16 protein-coding genes are annotated in these 18,013 nt (G+C 40.0%); 7 read left to right on the top strand and 9 right to left on the bottom strand.

Annotated features, from left to right (window positions below):
- Nucleotides 1–28: 28 nt before the first annotated feature.
- The gene (locus SGI74_10945; GenBank protein ID MDZ4678008.1) at nucleotides 29–895 is read right to left on the bottom strand and encodes an NAD(+)/NADH kinase; all 867 of its coding nucleotides are present in this window, start codon (nucleotides 893–895) and stop codon (nucleotides 29–31) included.
- A 273-nt stretch (nucleotides 896–1,168) separates the two neighbouring features.
- On the opposite strand from SGI74_10945, the gene SGI74_10940 reads away from it, so the two are divergent.
- Nucleotides 1,169–1,705: a hypothetical protein gene (locus SGI74_10940; GenBank protein ID MDZ4678007.1), complete on the top strand. Its 537-nt coding sequence runs from the start codon at nucleotides 1,169–1,171 to the stop codon at nucleotides 1,703–1,705.
- A 111-nt stretch (nucleotides 1,706–1,816) separates the two neighbouring features.
- Here the strand turns inward: SGI74_10940 and SGI74_10935 are convergent, their stop codons facing one another.
- Entirely contained in the window at nucleotides 1,817–2,002 is a 186-nt protein-coding gene (locus SGI74_10935; GenBank protein ID MDZ4678006.1) for a hypothetical protein, read from the bottom strand.
- Between SGI74_10935 and SGI74_10930 the strand changes: the two genes are divergently transcribed.
- From SGI74_10930 to SGI74_10920, 3 genes are all read left to right on the top strand, one after another.
- Nucleotides 2,001–5,855, top strand: coding sequence for a hypothetical protein (locus SGI74_10930; GenBank protein MDZ4678005.1), 3,855 nt, complete (start codon nucleotides 2,001–2,003; stop codon nucleotides 5,853–5,855). The two genes, SGI74_10935 and SGI74_10930, sit on opposite strands and share 2 nt — an antisense overlap.
- Nucleotides 5,856–5,948: 93 nt before the next feature.
- Nucleotides 5,949–6,470 (top strand): hypothetical protein, encoded by a 522-nt coding sequence (locus tag SGI74_10925; GenBank protein MDZ4678004.1) that lies wholly within the window; start codon nucleotides 5,949–5,951, stop codon nucleotides 6,468–6,470.
- Between the two features lie 20 nt (nucleotides 6,471–6,490).
- Nucleotides 6,491–7,228, top strand: a complete 738-nt coding sequence (locus SGI74_10920; protein ID MDZ4678003.1) for a hypothetical protein — start codon at nucleotides 6,491–6,493, stop codon at nucleotides 7,226–7,228.
- 28 nt (nucleotides 7,229–7,256) lie between these two features.
- Here SGI74_10920 and SGI74_10915 read toward each other — a convergent pair whose 3' ends face one another.
- On the bottom strand, nucleotides 7,257–9,053 hold the full coding sequence (locus SGI74_10915) for a long-chain fatty acid--CoA ligase (protein MDZ4678002.1): 1,797 nt from the start codon (nucleotides 9,051–9,053) through the stop codon (nucleotides 7,257–7,259).
- 81 nt (nucleotides 9,054–9,134) lie between these two features.
- Nucleotides 9,135–11,099 carry a serine/threonine-protein kinase gene (locus SGI74_10910; GenBank protein ID MDZ4678001.1) on the bottom strand — a complete coding sequence of 655 codons (1,965 nt, stop codon included), beginning with the start codon at nucleotides 11,097–11,099 and terminating at the stop codon, nucleotides 9,135–9,137.
- A gap of 54 nt (nucleotides 11,100–11,153) precedes the next feature.
- On the opposite strand from SGI74_10910, the gene coaE reads away from it, so the two are divergent.
- On the top strand, nucleotides 11,154–11,753 hold the full coding sequence (gene coaE / locus SGI74_10905; GenBank protein MDZ4678000.1) for a dephospho-CoA kinase: 600 nt from the start codon (nucleotides 11,154–11,156) through the stop codon (nucleotides 11,751–11,753).
- Between the two features lie 9 nt (nucleotides 11,754–11,762).
- Here the strand turns inward: coaE and SGI74_10900 are convergent, their stop codons facing one another.
- Nucleotides 11,763–12,392, bottom strand: coding sequence for a hypothetical protein (locus tag SGI74_10900; protein ID MDZ4677999.1), 630 nt, complete (start codon nucleotides 12,390–12,392; stop codon nucleotides 11,763–11,765).
- 64 nt (nucleotides 12,393–12,456) lie between these two features.
- On the opposite strand from SGI74_10900, the gene SGI74_10895 reads away from it, so the two are divergent.
- Entirely contained in the window at nucleotides 12,457–13,596 is a 1,140-nt protein-coding gene (locus SGI74_10895) for a hypothetical protein (protein ID MDZ4677998.1), read from the top strand.
- A 5-nt stretch (nucleotides 13,597–13,601) separates the two neighbouring features.
- On the opposite strand, the gene SGI74_10890 is transcribed toward SGI74_10895, so the two are convergent.
- The 3 genes from SGI74_10890 to SGI74_10880 all read right to left on the bottom strand — a co-directional run bounded on the left by SGI74_10890 (nucleotide 13,602) and on the right by SGI74_10880 (nucleotide 16,748).
- Nucleotides 13,602–14,762 carry a hypothetical protein gene (locus SGI74_10890; protein MDZ4677997.1) on the bottom strand — a complete coding sequence of 387 codons (1,161 nt, stop codon included), beginning with the start codon at nucleotides 14,760–14,762 and terminating at the stop codon, nucleotides 13,602–13,604.
- Nucleotides 14,747–15,607 (bottom strand): hypothetical protein, encoded by an 861-nt coding sequence (locus SGI74_10885; protein ID MDZ4677996.1) that lies wholly within the window; start codon nucleotides 15,605–15,607, stop codon nucleotides 14,747–14,749. The genes SGI74_10890 and SGI74_10885 overlap by 16 nt, the downstream gene beginning before the upstream one ends.
- Nucleotides 15,608–15,668: 61 nt before the next feature.
- On the bottom strand, nucleotides 15,669–16,748 hold the full coding sequence (locus SGI74_10880; protein MDZ4677995.1) for a hypothetical protein: 1,080 nt from the start codon (nucleotides 16,746–16,748) through the stop codon (nucleotides 15,669–15,671).
- A gap of 168 nt (nucleotides 16,749–16,916) precedes the next feature.
- Here SGI74_10880 and SGI74_10875 point away from each other — a divergent pair, with 168 nt between their 5' ends.
- Nucleotides 16,917–17,615, top strand: a complete 699-nt coding sequence (locus tag SGI74_10875) for a hypothetical protein (GenBank protein ID MDZ4677994.1) — start codon at nucleotides 16,917–16,919, stop codon at nucleotides 17,613–17,615.
- A gap of 65 nt (nucleotides 17,616–17,680) precedes the next feature.
- On the opposite strand, the gene SGI74_10870 is transcribed toward SGI74_10875, so the two are convergent.
- Nucleotides 17,681–18,001 (bottom strand): DUF503 family protein, encoded by a 321-nt coding sequence (locus SGI74_10870; protein ID MDZ4677993.1) that lies wholly within the window; start codon nucleotides 17,999–18,001, stop codon nucleotides 17,681–17,683.
- Nucleotides 18,002–18,013: the final 12 nt, after the last annotated feature.

Here is an 18,013-nt window from a genome sequence, read left to right as displayed (position 1 = left end):
ACCTTTTTAAAAATAAAGGCTTTAAAACTTATTCGCGCTGACCAAATCTGAGTTTGGCGCGAAGAATATCAAAATAATTACGCGACGGAAGTGTGAGCATGATGATCGTGTTTTTACCTCGAGTAATGATGAGATCATCAGAACTCGTGAGATCTTCACATCGCTGGCCATCTACCATAAGCACGGCCTTGCCAGGGTGCTGCTTCAATTTAAGCTTGATGGCCTGATTGTCGGGCAGAATTATCGGACGGTTTGTAAGTGTGTGCGGACATATGGGGGTCATGTTAATGGCGCTTACACTGGGGTGCACGATCGGCCCACCGGCTGCTAGGCAGTAAGCTGTTGAGCCCGTAGGTGTTGCCAAAATTAAACCGTCAGCTTTAACTGTACTCACTAAAAAGTTACCTGAGTAAATTGAAAGATCAATCAATCGTGAATTTGGACCTCTTTCAACAACAACGTCGTTAAGCGCATGGTAGCTGAATTTCTTGCCATTTTTTTTAACAATCTGGGCTTTTAAAGTGGTGCGTTCGGTTTTGAGCATTTTATTTTTCAATGCAAGTTTTAAGACGTCATAAAGTTCTTCAACTTTGGTTTCTGTTAAAAAACCAAGATTGCCAAGATTCACTCCTAAAATAGGGACTTGTTTGTCTTGCAACAGTCGAACAGCACTTAAGAAGGTGCCGTCTCCTCCTAAAACTATAACTAAATCTAAAGAAGCTACATGACTTCGAGATGCAATTTTTTTTGTTCCGGCAATGGTATCTAAACCAGGATGTGTGAATACGTTGAGTTTTTTTTGAATCAACCATTGTGCAACTTCATTGGCGGTTTTTAAGGCGCGGGCAGATTGGGGACGATACGTGATGCAGATGTTTTTGGGTGCCTTTGCCATAAAGAATTAATCCTCCTAGGTGTGTCTAAACTTTAAGCAAACTCAAGCAAATCAAAAATATAGAGGCCTTTGAAAAAAATGCAAGAGTGTTCGTGTGGCCTACAAGTAACGATGATTTTTACACTACTTTTAAAGTTAAGAATTAGCAGCACAAATCTATGTTTTTCAGATGAATTTCAAGTGTTTATTGAGTCTTGGCACGCTTGGCTGGCACGTTGGCACGGACATTGTTATAGGTGAGTATAACGTTCAATTTTAGGAGGCACGTTGCATATGAAAAAAGTAGTTCTTTTAGCCCTAACGGTAGCTGCATTTGGTTTAGCTGGTTGTCAAAAAGAAGAATCAAAAGGCCAAGCACCAACAGTCGCTGTTACCCCTCAGGCAACAAATTGTCCTCCTGGAATGCCGGTTGAATACTGTAACTCATATACAAATAATGGTCAGTACAATCAATATGGCCCCCAATATGGCAATGATGCATATGGCATCGCACGCGCTCAATATTATAATTGCCTACAAAGTGGTGGATACCCCATGAACGTTTCACAATGGGGACAATCTCCTCAATTTGCGTGTGTTCCTCAGAATTATTATCCCCAAAATAATTACGGCGGTTACCGTATTTCTCGTCGCTGGGGATTTTCTTTTGGCGTGAATTACCAATCATTTGGTGGTTCAGGTTACGGAAGTTACTGTAACACGAGTAATGCCACAGCATATTGTGGTCAATCATCACGATGTATGCCTGAGCCCCGATTTGGTACTCAAGGTGGCATTTGTTGCTCTGGTTACTCTGGTTATGGAACTTAACCTTCAAGACCAAAGTCTTTAAAATCTTACTCAGTTTATCTCCTATGAAATCTATCCTCTTGTCCCATGGCGAGCTTTGTTAAATTCATTTAACATAAAGTTAATGGCTTCTTAATGCAGAGCCAGGCTTTCGTCCGTAGGCATCATCGGGGGATTTACGACAGGGGATTTACGGAAGTACGCCATTGGACTTTCGTTATCTTTTGCTGCCTGCTCACCAACTGCAGAGCCGCCTTCGTTTAACTCACCCATAAAACCCATCAATATAGAAGCTTGTCGCAATGTGGAATTAGACATGCGTCAGCTCACAGCAAAAAAAATTCGTTCAATGGTGACGTGTCTCAATGGTGAGAATAATTCTATTCAGCCGTACAAAGATTTTTTAGATTCAACTGCTGATTCTGACCTTAATGCATCTCTTGAAATTTATAATCGCCACATTAATTCTTCAGATAATCGCCTCAATAAAATCTTAGACCTCGTGAGTCGCATGGACACTCATGGATTCTTAGACGGTTATTATAAAAATATTCAGGTGCTGGGTGAAACACAGACTCTACAAAAAGCTCTGCCACTGGCTCGTCATTTGGTTAAAGATGAGAAAGATTTTATTTCATTAGCCCGTTATGCTGGTGACGTTATTAAGCGAGATCAGCTCAGTCCTGCAATTGTTGCAGGTGCAAATACATTTAGTGGCTTGCGAGCTCGTGTACTTTCAGTTTTGTTTTCAAAAGATGATGCAAATTCTGTCGTAGATGTAAATCAGACCACGAATTTGGCAGCGGACATTATTTTACATAGTATAACAGATGGAAATTTTCATGGGGTACTCACGCATCTTTCAGATGCACAATTTGGAAGAGGGCTAAAATTACTAACAGATCTGGACCTCATCAATATGGGAGATCTTTTAGATTATCTTCCATTGGGAAACACAACTGGTGGTAATCGGCTTGAACGGTTAAGAAAAACTATCAATGGAGCAGATCGCCCGCTTACTTGTTTTCAAAATGGAACGAGTAATCGTAAACATGAAAATATCTGGGGATTCTTCGCGCGAGAAGTAAATAGTTTAACCTCAACAGACGCAGCAAATAGATTCTTTTTGCAAACAGTCCCTCTGCTTTTAGCAACGAGCAAAGATTCTTGTGACTACCATACAGATCTTACCAGTAATATCGACTTACTTTCAGATTTGGCATTACGTGGGTATGGTGTAGGAATAAAATCATCACTTGGGTTACTTGATAAAAGCAAAAGGCTTAATGAGTGGGTTCGAGTAGTAAAATCAGATTATGTCACCTTAGCTGGGCCATTGTTAGAAGAAATTGCTGCCCGAGGTGCGTCGCGATTTTTACTTGAACTTATGGCAAAAGATCTCACCGAGACTGACCTGAACACTTTAAGTGTTTTATTAAATTATTTGGTTCTTGAAAATTTAAGCGGTAAATTATTAGTTGATTGGATAAATCTAAATATTCCTGAGCGATCACGAATTATTTTATTAACTGATCTCAATAGTTTAGTACCAGAGAAAAGAGATTTTATTAATCTCTCAGTACTTGTGGCTGGTATTACTAGCCAAGATCAAGCATTGAGAGATTTAAAAGATGCTGTTGCTAAGCAAGTATTTACTAACAGTGCAGAAGCAAGTCTTCAAGTTGTACTAAGAAACATTTTAGCTGCAGACCCTCAACGTCGCATAGAGCTTGTAGCGTTTGCTAAAAGTTTTAAAAAATCTCTCGCTGATCAGCGCGGTGGTTTGGGGATGTCTCTTGGAGTTGCTGCTCAGACACTGGGTTTGGCGAGTGAGAGACCCGTGCAAGAGGTAATTCGCGATACACTTTTAGATGAGAAGTTGCTGAAAAATATCGCCCCTGTTTTATATAACTGGTTCACGGATAATAAATTTATAAATGCGGTTGCATTTACTGGGACAATTGCAGGAAATGGTCAGTTAAAAGTCTTAGTAAAATTCTTGGTCGAAATTTTTAAGAATTCTCAAAATGCAGGCATGGGAAGTGGTTCACCACAATCACTGTATGTGCCAAACCAAGAAGACCCAAATACTGTCTTAAATAATATCACGCCATTCACTCCTGCACCGCCATCGGGAGATTATACTTCGTGCGCACAACTTCAAGGTTCAAGCCTCTTTAGTTCGGGTGGTAATAACCTTTATTTAGCAATGAAATGCATTAATGCAGAAGGTTCGGTGCCTGTAATTGGGCAAATCGCTGAGCAATTAAAAGGGGCGGGTCTTCTTGAGAGCGCTGCTGAGCTCTTAAGAACTACACTTGTAACTTCACCCTACTTGCTTGGAACGTTAAGTGAAATTGAAAGAATCTTTAAATCTGGTGATTTGACAAAAATTTTTAAACTCATAAGTATTTCTGGTGAAAGCCCTTACACAATTCCTTATCGGTTTGACGGTCTATTATCTGACATTTTTTCTCACAGCGGTGCCGACCACGCACTTCAAATGCTTGGGAAGATTACTCAGATGCGCGATTTTACTCAAATGGGTGTTATTGCACTCAATTTAAAAAATCAAGGGCCAGTGAAAGTTTTTGAGAGTGATAATAATTTTAGAATAAAGATAACGACTGATCCTAAAATAATTAAAGACATGAAAAAAAATATCAAAGATGTGTACACTCACTGGTCACAATCACATATCGACGCTGAATTTAATCAAGCTGTAGAAAATTTTGAAACACGCAACAATACTTGGTTGTATGAAACTGGCTTATATCCACGGCTCAATAATCAACAATGGAAAGAGCAGATTATTGTTGCTCTTAGAGATTCATTGCGCACTACAGATTTACATGAACTCATTGCCGCACTAAAAGATTTGCACAAAAATTATAATATGCCTCGGTTTTTGATGGAATCAATAAGATCTCAAAGACTTGTAGTCAATTACATGCCAGATGGTAGTAGAAAAATTCACATCGTCACACGATTAGATCAATTAGAAACTTTAGTAAATGTGGCTGATATTGATGTTCCCATCGGGGGAATTAGCCACGTAGGAACAGACTTTCAATTAGGAATTATTAAGGGTGTTGATCTTTCCGAGGTAATTAAAAGTAAACACAGCCAACTTAATATTGCGACAGCACTCTATGGTAATAGCAACCGTGGTATTCATCTTAAGAATATGGAAGAGAATATTGATGCTCTTCATGAGCTTGCTGCCAATGGTGATCTTAGGGTTTTAAAACGCCTCTATATTGCACTTCAAAATGCAACTCCAGAAGCTTTCAAATGGAAAGATGACCCTATTAATAATCATATGGGAAGTCTTCGCTACATGAGTTACGTGGGCCTTTTTAATTTGCTCACACAATCTCTTAGTCATGCAGCAGAGAAAGGTTATGCGGAGCGAATCATCAATGGTGTATTAAGCGTTATTAGTCTCATTCAACCAGATGATATTGAGCCATTGAAAAAAGTAATTGATGCTTTATTAACAAAAGCTCAACAAGGAGATTTATCGCCAATTGAAATCCTCATTGATAAATTATTGGCGATTCAGGAAAATAATCTTCAGGGGTACAAAAATTTCAAAGATTCAATTTTTCATAATGTGATTAATATCGAAGCCCCAACTCTCAAGTTAACATCTCTTCTTCAAGGTTTACCGTTTGTGATCAATAAGTCGGTAGTTTGGAATGACCTCACAGACACTTTGGTTGAAGATTCAACACAGCCTCAAGGCGGAGCGCTTAAATTAGGTGCTAATTTATTAACTTTAGATTCATCGTCATGGAATGTGTTTATCAAGTTTATTGACACTCTACTGACGCTGCGTGATTCGCGCAGTGCCTACTTACTTCCTTCACTTATGAAACTTACTTCAGACGGTTATGCGAAGCGACCTGGTGAATTTTCTCAGATTAATTCGGCTTTAAACCTATACTCCCTTGACCCTCGTGTTGTGGAAATTAAGCCTAGTGAACTTATAAAAAGCATACTCAATCAGTCATCTGGGCAAAGTGGCGTAGGAGATGGATTGGCCTTTTTATTACAAGACGACATGCAGCGCAAAAGGTTGATTGATGTCGGCTTGCTCTTGGCAAAGAATAATCAGGTCTCAGGCCTCTCTCGTGTACTGATAGATCAAATTAACAATGGTAACTAGATCACGCTCTTCATTTTATATTTGATAATCTTACCTCTTCATCAGTACCATCAACATTGAGTCTGCTTCAGAAATAAGGCTCAGAGGTAAAATATGACAAACAAAGTTGTGCCGATATTTTTTATATTCGTATGCTTTCTTTCAAATGCTGACGCAGCAATTCCTGTACAACAAGTCACAGCTGAGAAGCGTGAAAAATATATGGATAATGGTGTGTTTGTTGGCGGACACGACCAGGGTGATGTCGCACTTTTAAATATACGCCAAAGTTTTGATAAGGTTACTGGTTTAGAAAGACTAGTGCTCGACATCGCTCATAAAGATGGTGGTAAGCTGGCCCTTCGCCCAGGGTTTTTTCATGTGGCTGTTCAAGGCAATCAAAGACGAGTGGTAATTGATTTAGAGAATGTGATTCCATCTAAAATTAATAATCCAATTTTAAAACAATTACTTTCTAAGTCGAAATTTTTTTCAACTGGCACAATGTACTATGATGAATCCAATAAGAACCTCACTATTGAAATGCTATTGAAGTCAAAAGCGCAAGTGGAGGTTTTTGAATTGGTAAGTACAGATAAGCCTGGTCGCATCGTTGTCGACGTGAAAGGCATGTGAAAATAAAATCTATTTTTTTCATGGCTGTCGTTTTAAGCCATGCATCAATATCTGATGCGCGTGTTTTTAATTTTAAATCACAGACGGCTGCAGCTTATCTTCGAGGTGCGGTTGGACTTAATAAACTACAAAAGTATGCATATGCACCTGGGTTCCCTACAATTGTTGATTTTCCTGATAACGATGGTGTGAATCAAAATTATTCTGGTGAATTTGGATTCTCTTTTACCAAGGGGATCACCACACGTTTAGGAGTAGAACTTTTGTACCCGCAGCTCACAAAAGAACTCGAAGGGCGTGTGAATACTTTGAAAGCCCTTAGTGTTACGAGTCAAGTGTATGCTGTTATTCCGCAGATTAATTTTGAAATTCCAATGAAAAGCTCAACCAATTATAAACTTTTTATCGGCGGTGGTGCAGGGTATGCATTAGCTACTTTAAAAAATACGGTTACCATGACACCGACCGGAACCACTCTCTACGGAGTCACCGATTATATCGAAGAAGGTTCAGGTTTTGGTATAATGGGGCAAGCTTTTGCTGGAATCGAATTTTCATTTTTTGACAATGTAAGCATGAGTTTGGATAGCGGTTATAGATATCTTGTAGTTAATAACTATACTGCGAATCGATCAGCAAGCACGGTTCGGGGGCGTATTGAATCTGGAAATCAAATTAAAAACATAGATGGTACAAATCGCTTCACAGATCTTAGTGGTCCATGGGCTGCTATGACTTTTAGATTTTATTTTAATTAATCGCGATAATTATTATCTACTTGGGACTTCAGTGCCCAACGTAAAGATCACGAATAATACTTTCATATTTTTGACTTAGATGTTTTCGCTTAACTTTCATTGAAGGTGTTAGCTCACCATTTTCGATGCTGAAATCAATGGGCAAAATCGTAAAGTTTTTGATCGTCTCATAACTTGCTAAGATACCGTTTTTTTCGCGAATAATTTCACGAACTGCATCTTGAACTTTGGAGTGTTTCACAAGATCTTGAGGGTTGTGATGTTCGAGACTATGTGTAACAGCAAATTTCTTTAATTCATCAGGATTCAAAGTCACAAGGGCTACGAGATATTTCATTTTATCTCCGAAGATAACTACTTGGCTGATGAATTTATTGGTTTTTAAGACTCCCTCAATTTTTTGTGGTGCAATGTTTTTACCAGCAGCAGTAATGATGAGATCTTTTTTACGGTCAGTGATTCTAATAAAGCCATCGCCATCGATCTCCCCGATATCGCCTGAATGAAACCACCCATCCTGAGTTAACACTTCTTTGGTGGCTTCAGGATTAAGAAAATATTCTCTAAAAACTTTTTTACTTTTAATGAGAATCTCGCCATCACTTGCTATTTTTATTTGTGAATCGCCAAGCGTTGGGCCAACCGTACCGAAGCGATACTTGTAAGGTGTATTTATTGTAACCGCTGCGGTGGTTTCAGTTAAACCGTAACCTTCACAAACAAGAATTCCAGCAGCATGAAAAAATTCTGCAATCTGCTTAGAAAGTGGAGCTCCGCCGCTCACGAGAAATCGAATGTTTCCACCAAGCTTTGCGTTTATTTTTGAAAACACTAGCTTGTATGCAACTTTGTATTGAATTAAGAGTGCTAGTGGGATGGGTTTTTTCTCGCATTTACATTTACTCACTTCAGAACCAACTTTAATGGCCCATTTAAATATCTGTTTTTTTGCAGGGCTTCCTTCGTCAACTTGTCCTAGAATTTTTGCATAGATTTTTTCAAAAATTCTAGGAACAGCCATCATAAATGTTGGTTTAATTTCAACAAGGTTTGCTGCAATGCGATCAATGCTTTCGGCAAAACCAATTTTCCATCCGATGTAGATATTTGCCCAAAGTTCTACGCGACCAAAAATGTGAGCAAAAGGCAAAAAGGTAAGTGTGGAATCTTTTTCGCCCAAATCCAGAAGTGTTTCAAGGTCTGAACATTCAGAAGCTATGCATGAATGTAAAAGTACAACACCTTTTGGTTGGCCAGTTGTACCTGATGTATAAACAATGGTTGCCATGTCAGACATTGCGGCTTTACGACACTCATCAATAAAATAATTCGGATTTGTTTTTAGATATGTTTCGCCTTTTTTTAAAAAACTTTCCCACTGATGTGTATCAGAATCAGTTACAGGGGTTATGGCGACAATGTGTTTCAAAGAAGGAATTTGTGAACCCAAGCGACGTAGTTTTTGAACTTGTCCGTCATCTTCGGCGATGGCAGCAACGGCGTTAGAGTTATTGATGATAAAACCTACGTCTTCTAAAGTACTATTTTGATAAATGGGCACTGTGACACATCCCATTCCTAGTATTGCCATATCTGCTGCGGCCCATTGGTACCGCGTGTTACTCATTATCGCAACGCGATCACCGCGTTTAACACCGATGCTCGCTAAGCCCGCTGCTAATCTTTCAGACATACGATAATATTCAGGCCAAGAAATATCATGCCATTTTGTTCCATCTGAGTATCTAAAAGCCACTGATGTAGTCGGTTTGTTACGTGTCTCGACAAAAACTTGGCTGATGGATTTGGTATTTGATGTGGCCATAAATTTCTCCAATACGTAGGGTGGTGAAAAGTGAGTATCTAGTAACTAATTTGCTCAATGGAGACCCTTAAGGTCAAGTACTCATTTTGATTTTCGTGGATACAGGCGAATAGATTTTGAAGTGTCTTGTTTGACTGTGATGACGGTTTGATCTGAACTATTGGTATAGGGATTATAGGCTTTTACAGTAATGCTCACACCAGCTGGAACAGGGTAGCGTTTCAATGGACTTTTTTCTGATAATTTTTGTCCGTTAATATAAATATCAGCTGTTGCGGGTTGAACTTCCACATCGAGGTATCCAAAGTTGGCTTTTTGGAGTGTTGCACCAAAATCTTCGGGGCTTTTAGTTGCAATGAATTCTTTGCTGTAGGTCAAATATCCATCGCGTCTTAATGAAATAGTTAATTTTTTATTAATAGACACGATTACTTCAGCAGGGGTAGTCCCATTTGCTTGACCATCCACTTCAATCTGAGCTCCAGCAGGAACGCTATGAACATAAACTCGTGCCGTTTCAACTACAGGTAATACAGCTGTAGAAGTTGTGGGTGTTTCTGTGCCTTTTGTCGCAGCAATTAATCTTTCTGTTTCACCAAATATTTTTTCTGGATGCTTGATAGCGTAGTATCCACCTAAACCTACTCCCGTTAGTATCAATAATGTTGGTAACCATTTAAGTACTACACTCTCGCGCTTCATAGTGTAGCTACCAGTGCCAGCGGACCTCATATTGGTATTGCCACTGTATGTGTTGGAGTTTAATTGGGGTGGTGCAGGATGAGTACCTGAATATGTTGATTGAATATCAGGTCGCTGGCTTTGTGCTGCTTTTACTTTTTGAGATAAATCCAACTTATCGACTTTAAAATCAAAAGTGAGTTCTTTTTTACTTTTATCATCAGCAATGAGATTTTTTGGAGCATCTATTTTATTTGGATCCATTCGTTTTTCTATATCTGAAATGATGGAAGTCCCGGTGTAAGTTTTTGTGTCATCATCTTCAGTGACCATCGTATGGTCTTCTTTGGCGCCTGCGGTTGCAGAGGCTGCTGATGCCGATGAAGGAAAACTGATTTTCGCAAACTCAGCTACTTTTTTGCGATCTTCAAGAATATCTTCTTTAAATAGAGTTTTTAGAAATATACCCAGCTCATGTTGTGTGAACTCGGGATTCACTTTGTAGAGAAAACGACTCAAATCTTTATAAAGTTCAGCGGCTGTTTGATAGCGAAGGCTGCGATCTTTAGCGAGTGCTTTATTTGAAATTCGATCTAGTTCTTCGTGAATATTTGGATTAATTTTTCTTAAGGATGGTATCTGGCATTCGCGAATTTTGCGGATAGTATTGATCTCATTATTTGCAATAAAGAGACGTTCGCCACTGAGTAATTCCCAGAGTACAATGCCAGCAGAAAAAATATCTGTACGTGCGTCTAACTCCATTCCCTCGGCTTGTTCGGGGCTCATGTATCCAAATTTGCCTTTGAGGGTTCCAGCACGTGTCGCTTCAATTTTGCTTTCAGCTTTTGCAATTCCAAAATCGACAATCTTCACTTCGCCTTCAAAGCTCATCATAATATTTTGAGGGCTCATATCACGATGAATAATGCTTAGAGAATTTCCTGTATTTTTATCAGTGCAGCGATGAGCGTAATCTAGGCCATTTGCCACTTGTGCCATGACAAATACACATTGCTCGATAGTTAGAGATTTTTGAATTTTTGTGCAGCGAGAAAGAATTTGTCTAAGATTTCGGCCATCAATGAATTCCATGGCAAGATAAAATTGCCCTTGTTCTTCACCGAATTCAAAAATTTGCCCGATATTTCCTTGATTGAGATTAACTGTGATCTTCGCTTCGCCCTTGAACATATCAATGAATTCGCTATTGGCAGTGTATTGAGGTAGAATTCTTTTGAGTGCAATGATTTTACCAATGCCTTCAGCTCCTGGAGCTTTCGCACGATACACTTCGGCCATACCACCCATGGCGAGTTTATCTAGTAAAATAAATTTGCCAAACATTTCAGCTTTTTGTGACACTTATAGTATTCTCCGTCATAGATTTGATCGGCATTATGGGGTTAAAGTTTAAGTATGAAAATTATTGGTCTCACTGGTGGTATAGCCAGCGGAAAAAGCACTGTATCAAAAATGCTACGCGATGAAGGTCAAGTCGTTATCGACGCTGACAAGCTCGCACGTGAAGTTGTAGAGCCTAGGTCTTTTGGTTTGAAGTGTATTAGCGAGACTTTTGGCGAGGAAGTTTTAAACGGCAAATCATTTGCTTCAGGGGGGGCGCTCAATCGTAGTGCGCTCCGAGAGATAGTATTTTCTGATGAACGAAGTCGTCAAACATTAGAGCGTATTACCCATCCGTTAATTCAGTGGCGAGCACGCTGTGAGTTTCAGTTTCATGAACGTAGTGGTTGTAAGCTTTTGTTTTATGATGCGGCATTAATTTATGAAAAAGATTTAGTGAGTCACTTTAGTGAAGTAATGGTGGTTCATACAACTTCAGATATTCAATTAAAACGATTGATGAGTCGCGATAAAATCAAAGCAGAAGAAGCATTAAAACGAGTCGCTACACAATGGCCTCTAGAGAAAAAAATGGAGTTAGCAGATATCTTAATTGATAATAATTTCAGTGTAGAAGAAACGCGAAAACAAGTTGTGAGTTTATTAAATAAGTGAGTATTTGAGTTAAAACCCGTACGAGAAACCTAAAATCCCACCAAAAAACCCTCGACCTTCCATGTCGGGTGCCAAAAACATTTCTGAACGAAATGAAACTGATTCCCAAATCGAGTATTCGGTTCCAAGAGCTAATCGAAAAAAATAATTCGATAATGACAAGAATGTAATGAGGCCTCTTTCTGGATACATTTTAAAACCAACACCGAGTGACCAAAAGGGGCGCCATTTTAGTGATGAGCTAAAATTATTTCGAAAGGCCTGCCATAAATGACCTTGGCCTTGAGTTGTGGCATCAAGCCCTGTTTCTAAATGAAATGATGTAGGGCTTTGCCAGACGTAGGTCCCGCTGAGTTGACCATAGGTCATAACTACGCCTTCAGCGGGTGATAAAAAAACTGGCCCAAATGAAATTGAAAATGCACTTTGATGCGGATAAAAGAATGAGGTTTCACTATCGGTACTTTCTACGGGTGTGGTTACATCGACTTGTTGAAGTGGGAGCACATCTTCTGACTTAGTCATTTCTGCTTTTGGATCTGGCTTATTAGTTTTTGGATCAGGGTTAATGGGGCCGGCAACACTGAATAGCGAAAAAAGAAATATACCAATCATAATAAAACCGGACGCTTTCGCCATAAGATTAGTCTATCGTAACGCAACATGTTGTCGCTAACATTAAAAGGTGTCACGGAGGACAACAATGAAAACAAACATCTCACTCGCCATATTTTTAATATTATTCACTCAAACTATCCACGCAGCTCAAAGTGAGTATCTGCACAACACACATCTCACGCCACGAATTATGGGTATGGGGGGTGCATTTACAGCAGTGGCTGATGACTACAACGCACTTTATACGAACGTTGCGGGCTTGGGTTTTCTAGAAGAGGGTGAACTTAATTTTGACATTCAAGGTATGTTTACTCCGACACTTTTCAACGTGCAAAAAGATTTAAAAGATGCAGGAAGTAATCCTACGGCGATTCAAACAGCTCTTCAAAAATACTACGGTGAGCATTTTGCAAGTCGCGTTGGATTGGCAGCAACATGGGCGCGTCCTACTTGGGCCGTTGGTTTCAAACCCGTTGATCTTTCAATTGAAGGTGATATTCACGGAACAGCAGGCACTACGGTTGGTGTTCAAGCTAATCAAGACAGCGTGCTTCAATATGGAAAAGCGTGGTTCTTCGGTGCTACTAAATCATTTTCAATGGGTCTTGCGCCTAAAGTTGTCTACCGTGTTTATTTTGAAAAAGATTTAACACTTTTTGATTTTGTACAATCCTCAGAATTATTTCGTATGTCTGATGCTCAAGAGGGTTTGGCTTTTGATACTGACATCGGTTTTATGTATCGAGTGACTCCTCCAGAAGAAGGCTTTTTTAAATTTCTTAAATATGCAAAACCAACTTTCGGCTTTGCCGTACGTAACGTTGTTGATGCTGGATTTAAAACAAATCTTCACCTCGTTGGTAAAGAGACAAGCTCTATAACTGATGCAAAATTAGAACGCCGCTTTGATGTGGGCACAAAATTAGAATTACCCGAGTTTTGGGTGTTTAAACCACGTGTGATGATTGATGCTCGTGACATGGGAACTCGTTATGCAAGTTTACGTAAAAGCACACACATCGGTGCTGAACTTTTGTGGAAAGCTTTCGGATGGCTTCAGGGCGGATACCGCGCTGGTATTTCACAAGGTTATTTTACTTTGGGTGCAAGTGCTGAACTCAGCATTTTAAGACTCGATGTTGCTACATATTCTGAAGAGATTGGCACATCAAGCTCTCCTCGCGAAAGCCGTCGTTATATCGCAAAACTCAGTTTGGATTTCTAATAATTTTATCGACGTTGATAAGGTTTCGGCCGGGCATTACCGCTAGCGTTATTGTCCGTGCCGAAAGTAGGGTTGAAGTTCAGATCCAGGGTGAATTGCACCATGTAGCGACGATCTTCTCTTTGACCGGCATAGGTATCAAGTTCTGTACCCCAAGAAGACGCATCGACACGTATGTATTTTAGATCAACTCCAACGCCATACGATAAGTATCCTTGATTTACTCCACCGCGAATATCAATGTTCAAAAGTGTAAGCTCTGCACCAAGATGGATTTTTTTACCACCTTGCTCATTTTGCAAATTGATATGTCGATATTCAAATGAAGGGCGAAATTTTATAAGTGTCCAATCAAAGAGCATTGAGTAACCTGCGACGGCGTTATTGTCTAGAGCCGGAGGCGCTCGTAAACCCGTAGTGGGTGTAAATCTTGTTTGTCCAATATCTTGCCAGACTAATGAAAAGGTAGGGCTTGCTGGGGCGGGCAATTCAATCAGTAGTCCACCATCAAGTCCGTATCCGGTTCCAGAAACTGCAATAAGACTTGTGAGTTCTGAATTAGAAAGTGTTGCAAGTGTACTGGGGCCCAAAGTTACTCTTCCACCGTAGCGTGTGACACGCTTAATTGCAAAACCAAGTCTAAGTGCGTCTCCAGGTAAAAGACTAGCACCCATTCCACCGATGATTCCGTAATCACTTGTGGCGCTAAAAGTAACGTTTGAATAAGCGGGGTTGTGGAGATTTAAGAAAAAGTTTGTATATGAGTAACCAGCAATTGCGAAATTGGGCATTGAAAAAGCAAGTGAATCAGAAATTCCCGCCCAAATTTGTTTGCCATAAAAATTACGAATTGCCGTTGAATAATTTGAACCTGTGAAATCTTTGTAAAGTTGATACCCATTTAAGGCATCACTCGCAATTGCAGGGTCAAGAAGTGTGAGGTGAAGTCCGCGGATTTTATTGAGTGCAGCTGGATTATAAAAAAGTGCATCTTTATCAGAAACAATTGCGGTGTAGGCATTTCCAAGTGCCATGGCTCTGGCTGATTGCCAATTCTCAACGATCTCATTTGCAGTAGCAGTTGTAGTTAAACAGGTGAAAAGTAGTAGAGTGCTTGTGATTTTATTAAAATGAATAAAAACTTTTTTACTTACGGACATAAACACGGGGCGACTCCAGCACAGGGGTCTCCATTTGAAGTGACTGGTGTAGTGAATTCACGAGTGTTAACACTCGTTGTTGCAGCAAGACCGATTGCGAGATGACTTTCGCCCATCAGTGTTTCAGCTGAAAGTTCTTCAGCTGCTGTGACGTTACTGATGTCAGTTTTTGAACAAAAATTAACACCAAAAACTGTGCAATTTGCTGAGATATTGGACACACTACTACCAGCAAGTGTACTCCCTGTAGCCGCTAGACTCTCAATGATTATTGTAAGCCCAGTGACAATATGTTTTTTATATGTAGGGTGACTATCTAAAGCTGTGCAGTTATTAAAGGTCGTATCTACTACATTGTCTGCATCAGTATCGGCAAACGCTGCCATAATGGTACCAAGTTTTGCGAATTCTACGAACATCGTAAAAATATTTTCATCAACTGTGCGTAGAAGTGCTGTTGCGCCAATATTAACCATTACTGCTTCAGCTAGAATCTGATCATCAATATGTCGATACTGCGAACTTCTAAACGCCTTCATGAGGATTGTGAAAAAATTTGTACCACCTGAATTAATGGCACTGATGAGTCGAAGTATGTCTAATCCGCCACGACCTGCATATGCTGAAGCGAGAAGTAATTTATTCTCACGCTTTGATTTGGCAGTAGAAGATAGGAGTTGCCATTTTAAAACGGCATCATTCCATAAACCAGCATCGATTAAATTTTCGACATCATCAAGAATAGCTTCATCAGAAGATTTGTCTGCCAAATCTCCGAACATATTACAGCCGCCACCACTCACAAGTGACACCAGCATAATGATAGCCATCAAAGAAATATTCTTAGCCATATTAATAGTTTAGCTTAGAAAATTATGAAATTCAGTGTCAATTACTTGACGCTAAAACAAATTAAAATCGGATTCCGTATTCGATAATATAGCGGCGGTCTTCTCGAAAACGAGTAGGTGTTCCGATTTCTTCGCCATAGGTAGTGAACTGAAATTGTTGCCCAAGCATTGATAATTCAAATCCAGCTGTGTAATACCGCTGGTTCATTCCACCACGTAAGAAAAATGTATCGTTAAAATTTATCTCAGCTCCAACATGTAAACGTCTGTAGATGTCGACTCGTTCTGGGTTTTGTACGTCTCGCCATTCAGCGGTAAAGCTTGAACGCACCTTGTTGCTTAGAATAGGAAATACGGCAATGGCTGCATCTATACTTTGGCTTTGCGGTGGTGGTCGAGGAAGATTGTTTCTATAAAAGTAACCGTTCGTAGTGGTGAAATAAGTTTTTCCAACATCGTGGACGACGGCTGCGATACTTGGTAACCACAACCAAGGTCCCGATAAAATAACTCCGCCATCCCAACCCACTCCTCCGCCTTCATTGGCGATGTCACTGAATTGAAGTCCAGTCGTGGTGCCGGCAACATCTTGATTTACATATACGCGGTTTATAAATTTTCCTGCAAAACCAATTTTGATACGACCTTCCCACAAACGTAAGTTGTAACCAATCACAGCACCATAATCGTTGATATAATCTAGATGATAGTTATCAGTTGATGAGGTGTATTCACCGTCGTAGTTATACTTTGAATAGACTCCAAATCCAAAGTTGGTGGTCACAAAAGAGGGTTGAGCTTGAACACGTAGATGCAGACGTTTATCTGGGTTTCGCTTTGCCACATCGAGCATGGATTGAGCATTGAGTACTGCTGCATATTGAAACCCAGCACTCAGTGCAGCGTTTGCCTCATAATTAGTTTCAAGCTCAGGATTTATTAATACAAAGTAAGGGCCGCGAATTTTTCCTAAACCAGCGGGGTTAATAAACAGTGCCGTTTCGTCATTAACGGTTGCAACTCCAGCACCTCCCATAGCTTGGGCACGAACACTTCTGAAAAAAGGTTGGATTTCTTGAGAATATGATTCAAAAGAAAAAAGTAATGCAATGCTGAATGTCACCGTCCATAGAGACTTCATATTCTTTTTATCGGCGCATTTTAAATTTATTAAGGATCATCTGATTGACATGACTAAAGTAGAGGGGAATTTTTTGCCCCTCAAACAAACTAGTCTTTCGCAAGAGTGAGTAAACAGTAAGCACTGTGCTACACTTTAAGAGCAAATTACTTGTGGAGGATATCAACAATGTCTCAACGTCTCATCTTGTGTAGCGTACTCTTATCATTTTCTCTAACAGCGTGTGAAACTGCTGAGGATGGAAATATCGAAGCGGCTAGGGCCTGCGTAGATAACGCCGCGAAATCGGCTTTTACTAATCCTGATGCAGCTTCTACAGCAGCTTCCGGTTGTGAAGCAAAACTTGGTAGTGTTACTACCAAAGAAGCTCAGCGCGTTCGTTTTGGAATTTATCTGATCGTTGATAAAAAACTTCATCGAATGGCTGAGATGGTTGATGCCATGAAAACAAATTCAGGTGGCCTCGATGGTATGAACGTGGCTTTGAGTGTGTTGGTTGTTCCGGGGGGAGCTACTCGTTCACAATCATACGTTAATGCGGGTAACGGATCAGCTTCAAGCGGAATTAAAAAGGTGGCCTCGTTAATCAATATGGCTACAAATTTAAATGATTGTTCAACTTTCGGAGCTGGTGCCACTGGAGTACAAACAGCAGTCGCAGCTTGTGCGGGAACAAATCCTGCGTTGGTCGCAACAATGGCCCGTGATCTAAAAAGCTCAGCCTGTGCGTCTCCATCGGATAACACTTCAACTGACGCTAATAATCCATGTGTAAAAGCTAAGGCATTTACCGATAATTGTGCTGGCGGGCAAACAGATGCCGCCATTGCTACTTGTCTGAGTAACTACTTGGCGACTCCTCACTAAAAATTCAGATGAACTCTCCCTTAGGGACAATACTGTTCGGGAGAGTTCATTTTTTAATTTAACAATTACGGATTGTACTTCTCAAAATCCCGTTCCATCTCAAGATCATCAAATTGCATAATCTCGACTTCATCATTGACGAGTTCTACAGAACTCCATTCTTGCAAATGACGAATGATCTGATTCACGCGCTCTTTTGTTTTTGCTTCGTCGTAACCAACAATTGCTACGCCGATTACAAGTTCATTTGAACCAGGTGTTGGGATTTCAGTCACAGAAGCTTTAAATTTGGTTAAAAGTCGGTCTTTAATTTTTTGAGCTAGTCCGCGGCTAGAGCTATTATCCGGTGACGTCATAAAGGTGAGCCTTAAAGCTGCAATAATCATTTAGAACCTCTG

The sequence above is a fragment of the Oligoflexia bacterium genome (assembly GCA_034439615.1).
In the GTDB taxonomy this organism is placed as follows: Bacteria; Bdellovibrionota; Bdellovibrionia; order JABDDW01; family JABDDW01; genus JAWXAT01.
The sequence above is the reverse complement of the archived record's forward strand: the minus strand, read 5'-3'. Positions and strand labels throughout refer to the sequence as shown.

Coding starts and splice junctions, on each gene's coding strand:
- SGI74_10935 (MDZ4678006.1), bottom strand. CDS start 2,002: ATGTCTAATTCCACATTGCGACAAGCTTCTATATTGATGGGTTTTATG.
- SGI74_10875 (MDZ4677994.1), top strand. CDS start 16,917: ATGTCTCAACGTCTCATCTTGTGTAGCGTACTCTTATCATTTTCTCTA.
- SGI74_10930 (MDZ4678005.1), top strand. CDS start 2,001: ATGCGTCAGCTCACAGCAAAAAAAATTCGTTCAATGGTGACGTGTCTC.
- coaE (MDZ4678000.1), top strand. CDS start 11,154: ATGAAAATTATTGGTCTCACTGGTGGTATAGCCAGCGGAAAAAGCACT.
- SGI74_10915 (MDZ4678002.1), bottom strand. CDS start 9,053: ATGGCCACATCAAATACCAAATCCATCAGCCAAGTTTTTGTCGAGACA.
- SGI74_10900 (MDZ4677999.1), bottom strand. CDS start 12,392: ATGGCGAAAGCGTCCGGTTTTATTATGATTGGTATATTTCTTTTTTCG.
- SGI74_10885 (MDZ4677996.1), bottom strand. CDS start 15,607: ATGGCTAAGAATATTTCTTTGATGGCTATCATTATGCTGGTGTCACTT.
- SGI74_10920 (MDZ4678003.1), top strand. CDS start 6,491: ATGGCTGTCGTTTTAAGCCATGCATCAATATCTGATGCGCGTGTTTTT.
- SGI74_10945 (MDZ4678008.1), bottom strand. CDS start 895: ATGGCAAAGGCACCCAAAAACATCTGCATCACGTATCGTCCCCAATCT.
- SGI74_10925 (MDZ4678004.1), top strand. CDS start 5,949: ATGACAAACAAAGTTGTGCCGATATTTTTTATATTCGTATGCTTTCTT.
- SGI74_10870 (MDZ4677993.1), bottom strand. CDS start 18,001: ATGATTATTGCAGCTTTAAGGCTCACCTTTATGACGTCACCGGATAAT.
- SGI74_10895 (MDZ4677998.1), top strand. CDS start 12,457: ATGAAAACAAACATCTCACTCGCCATATTTTTAATATTATTCACTCAA.
- SGI74_10880 (MDZ4677995.1), bottom strand. CDS start 16,748: ATGAAGTCTCTATGGACGGTGACATTCAGCATTGCATTACTTTTTTCT.
- SGI74_10940 (MDZ4678007.1), top strand. CDS start 1,169: ATGAAAAAAGTAGTTCTTTTAGCCCTAACGGTAGCTGCATTTGGTTTA.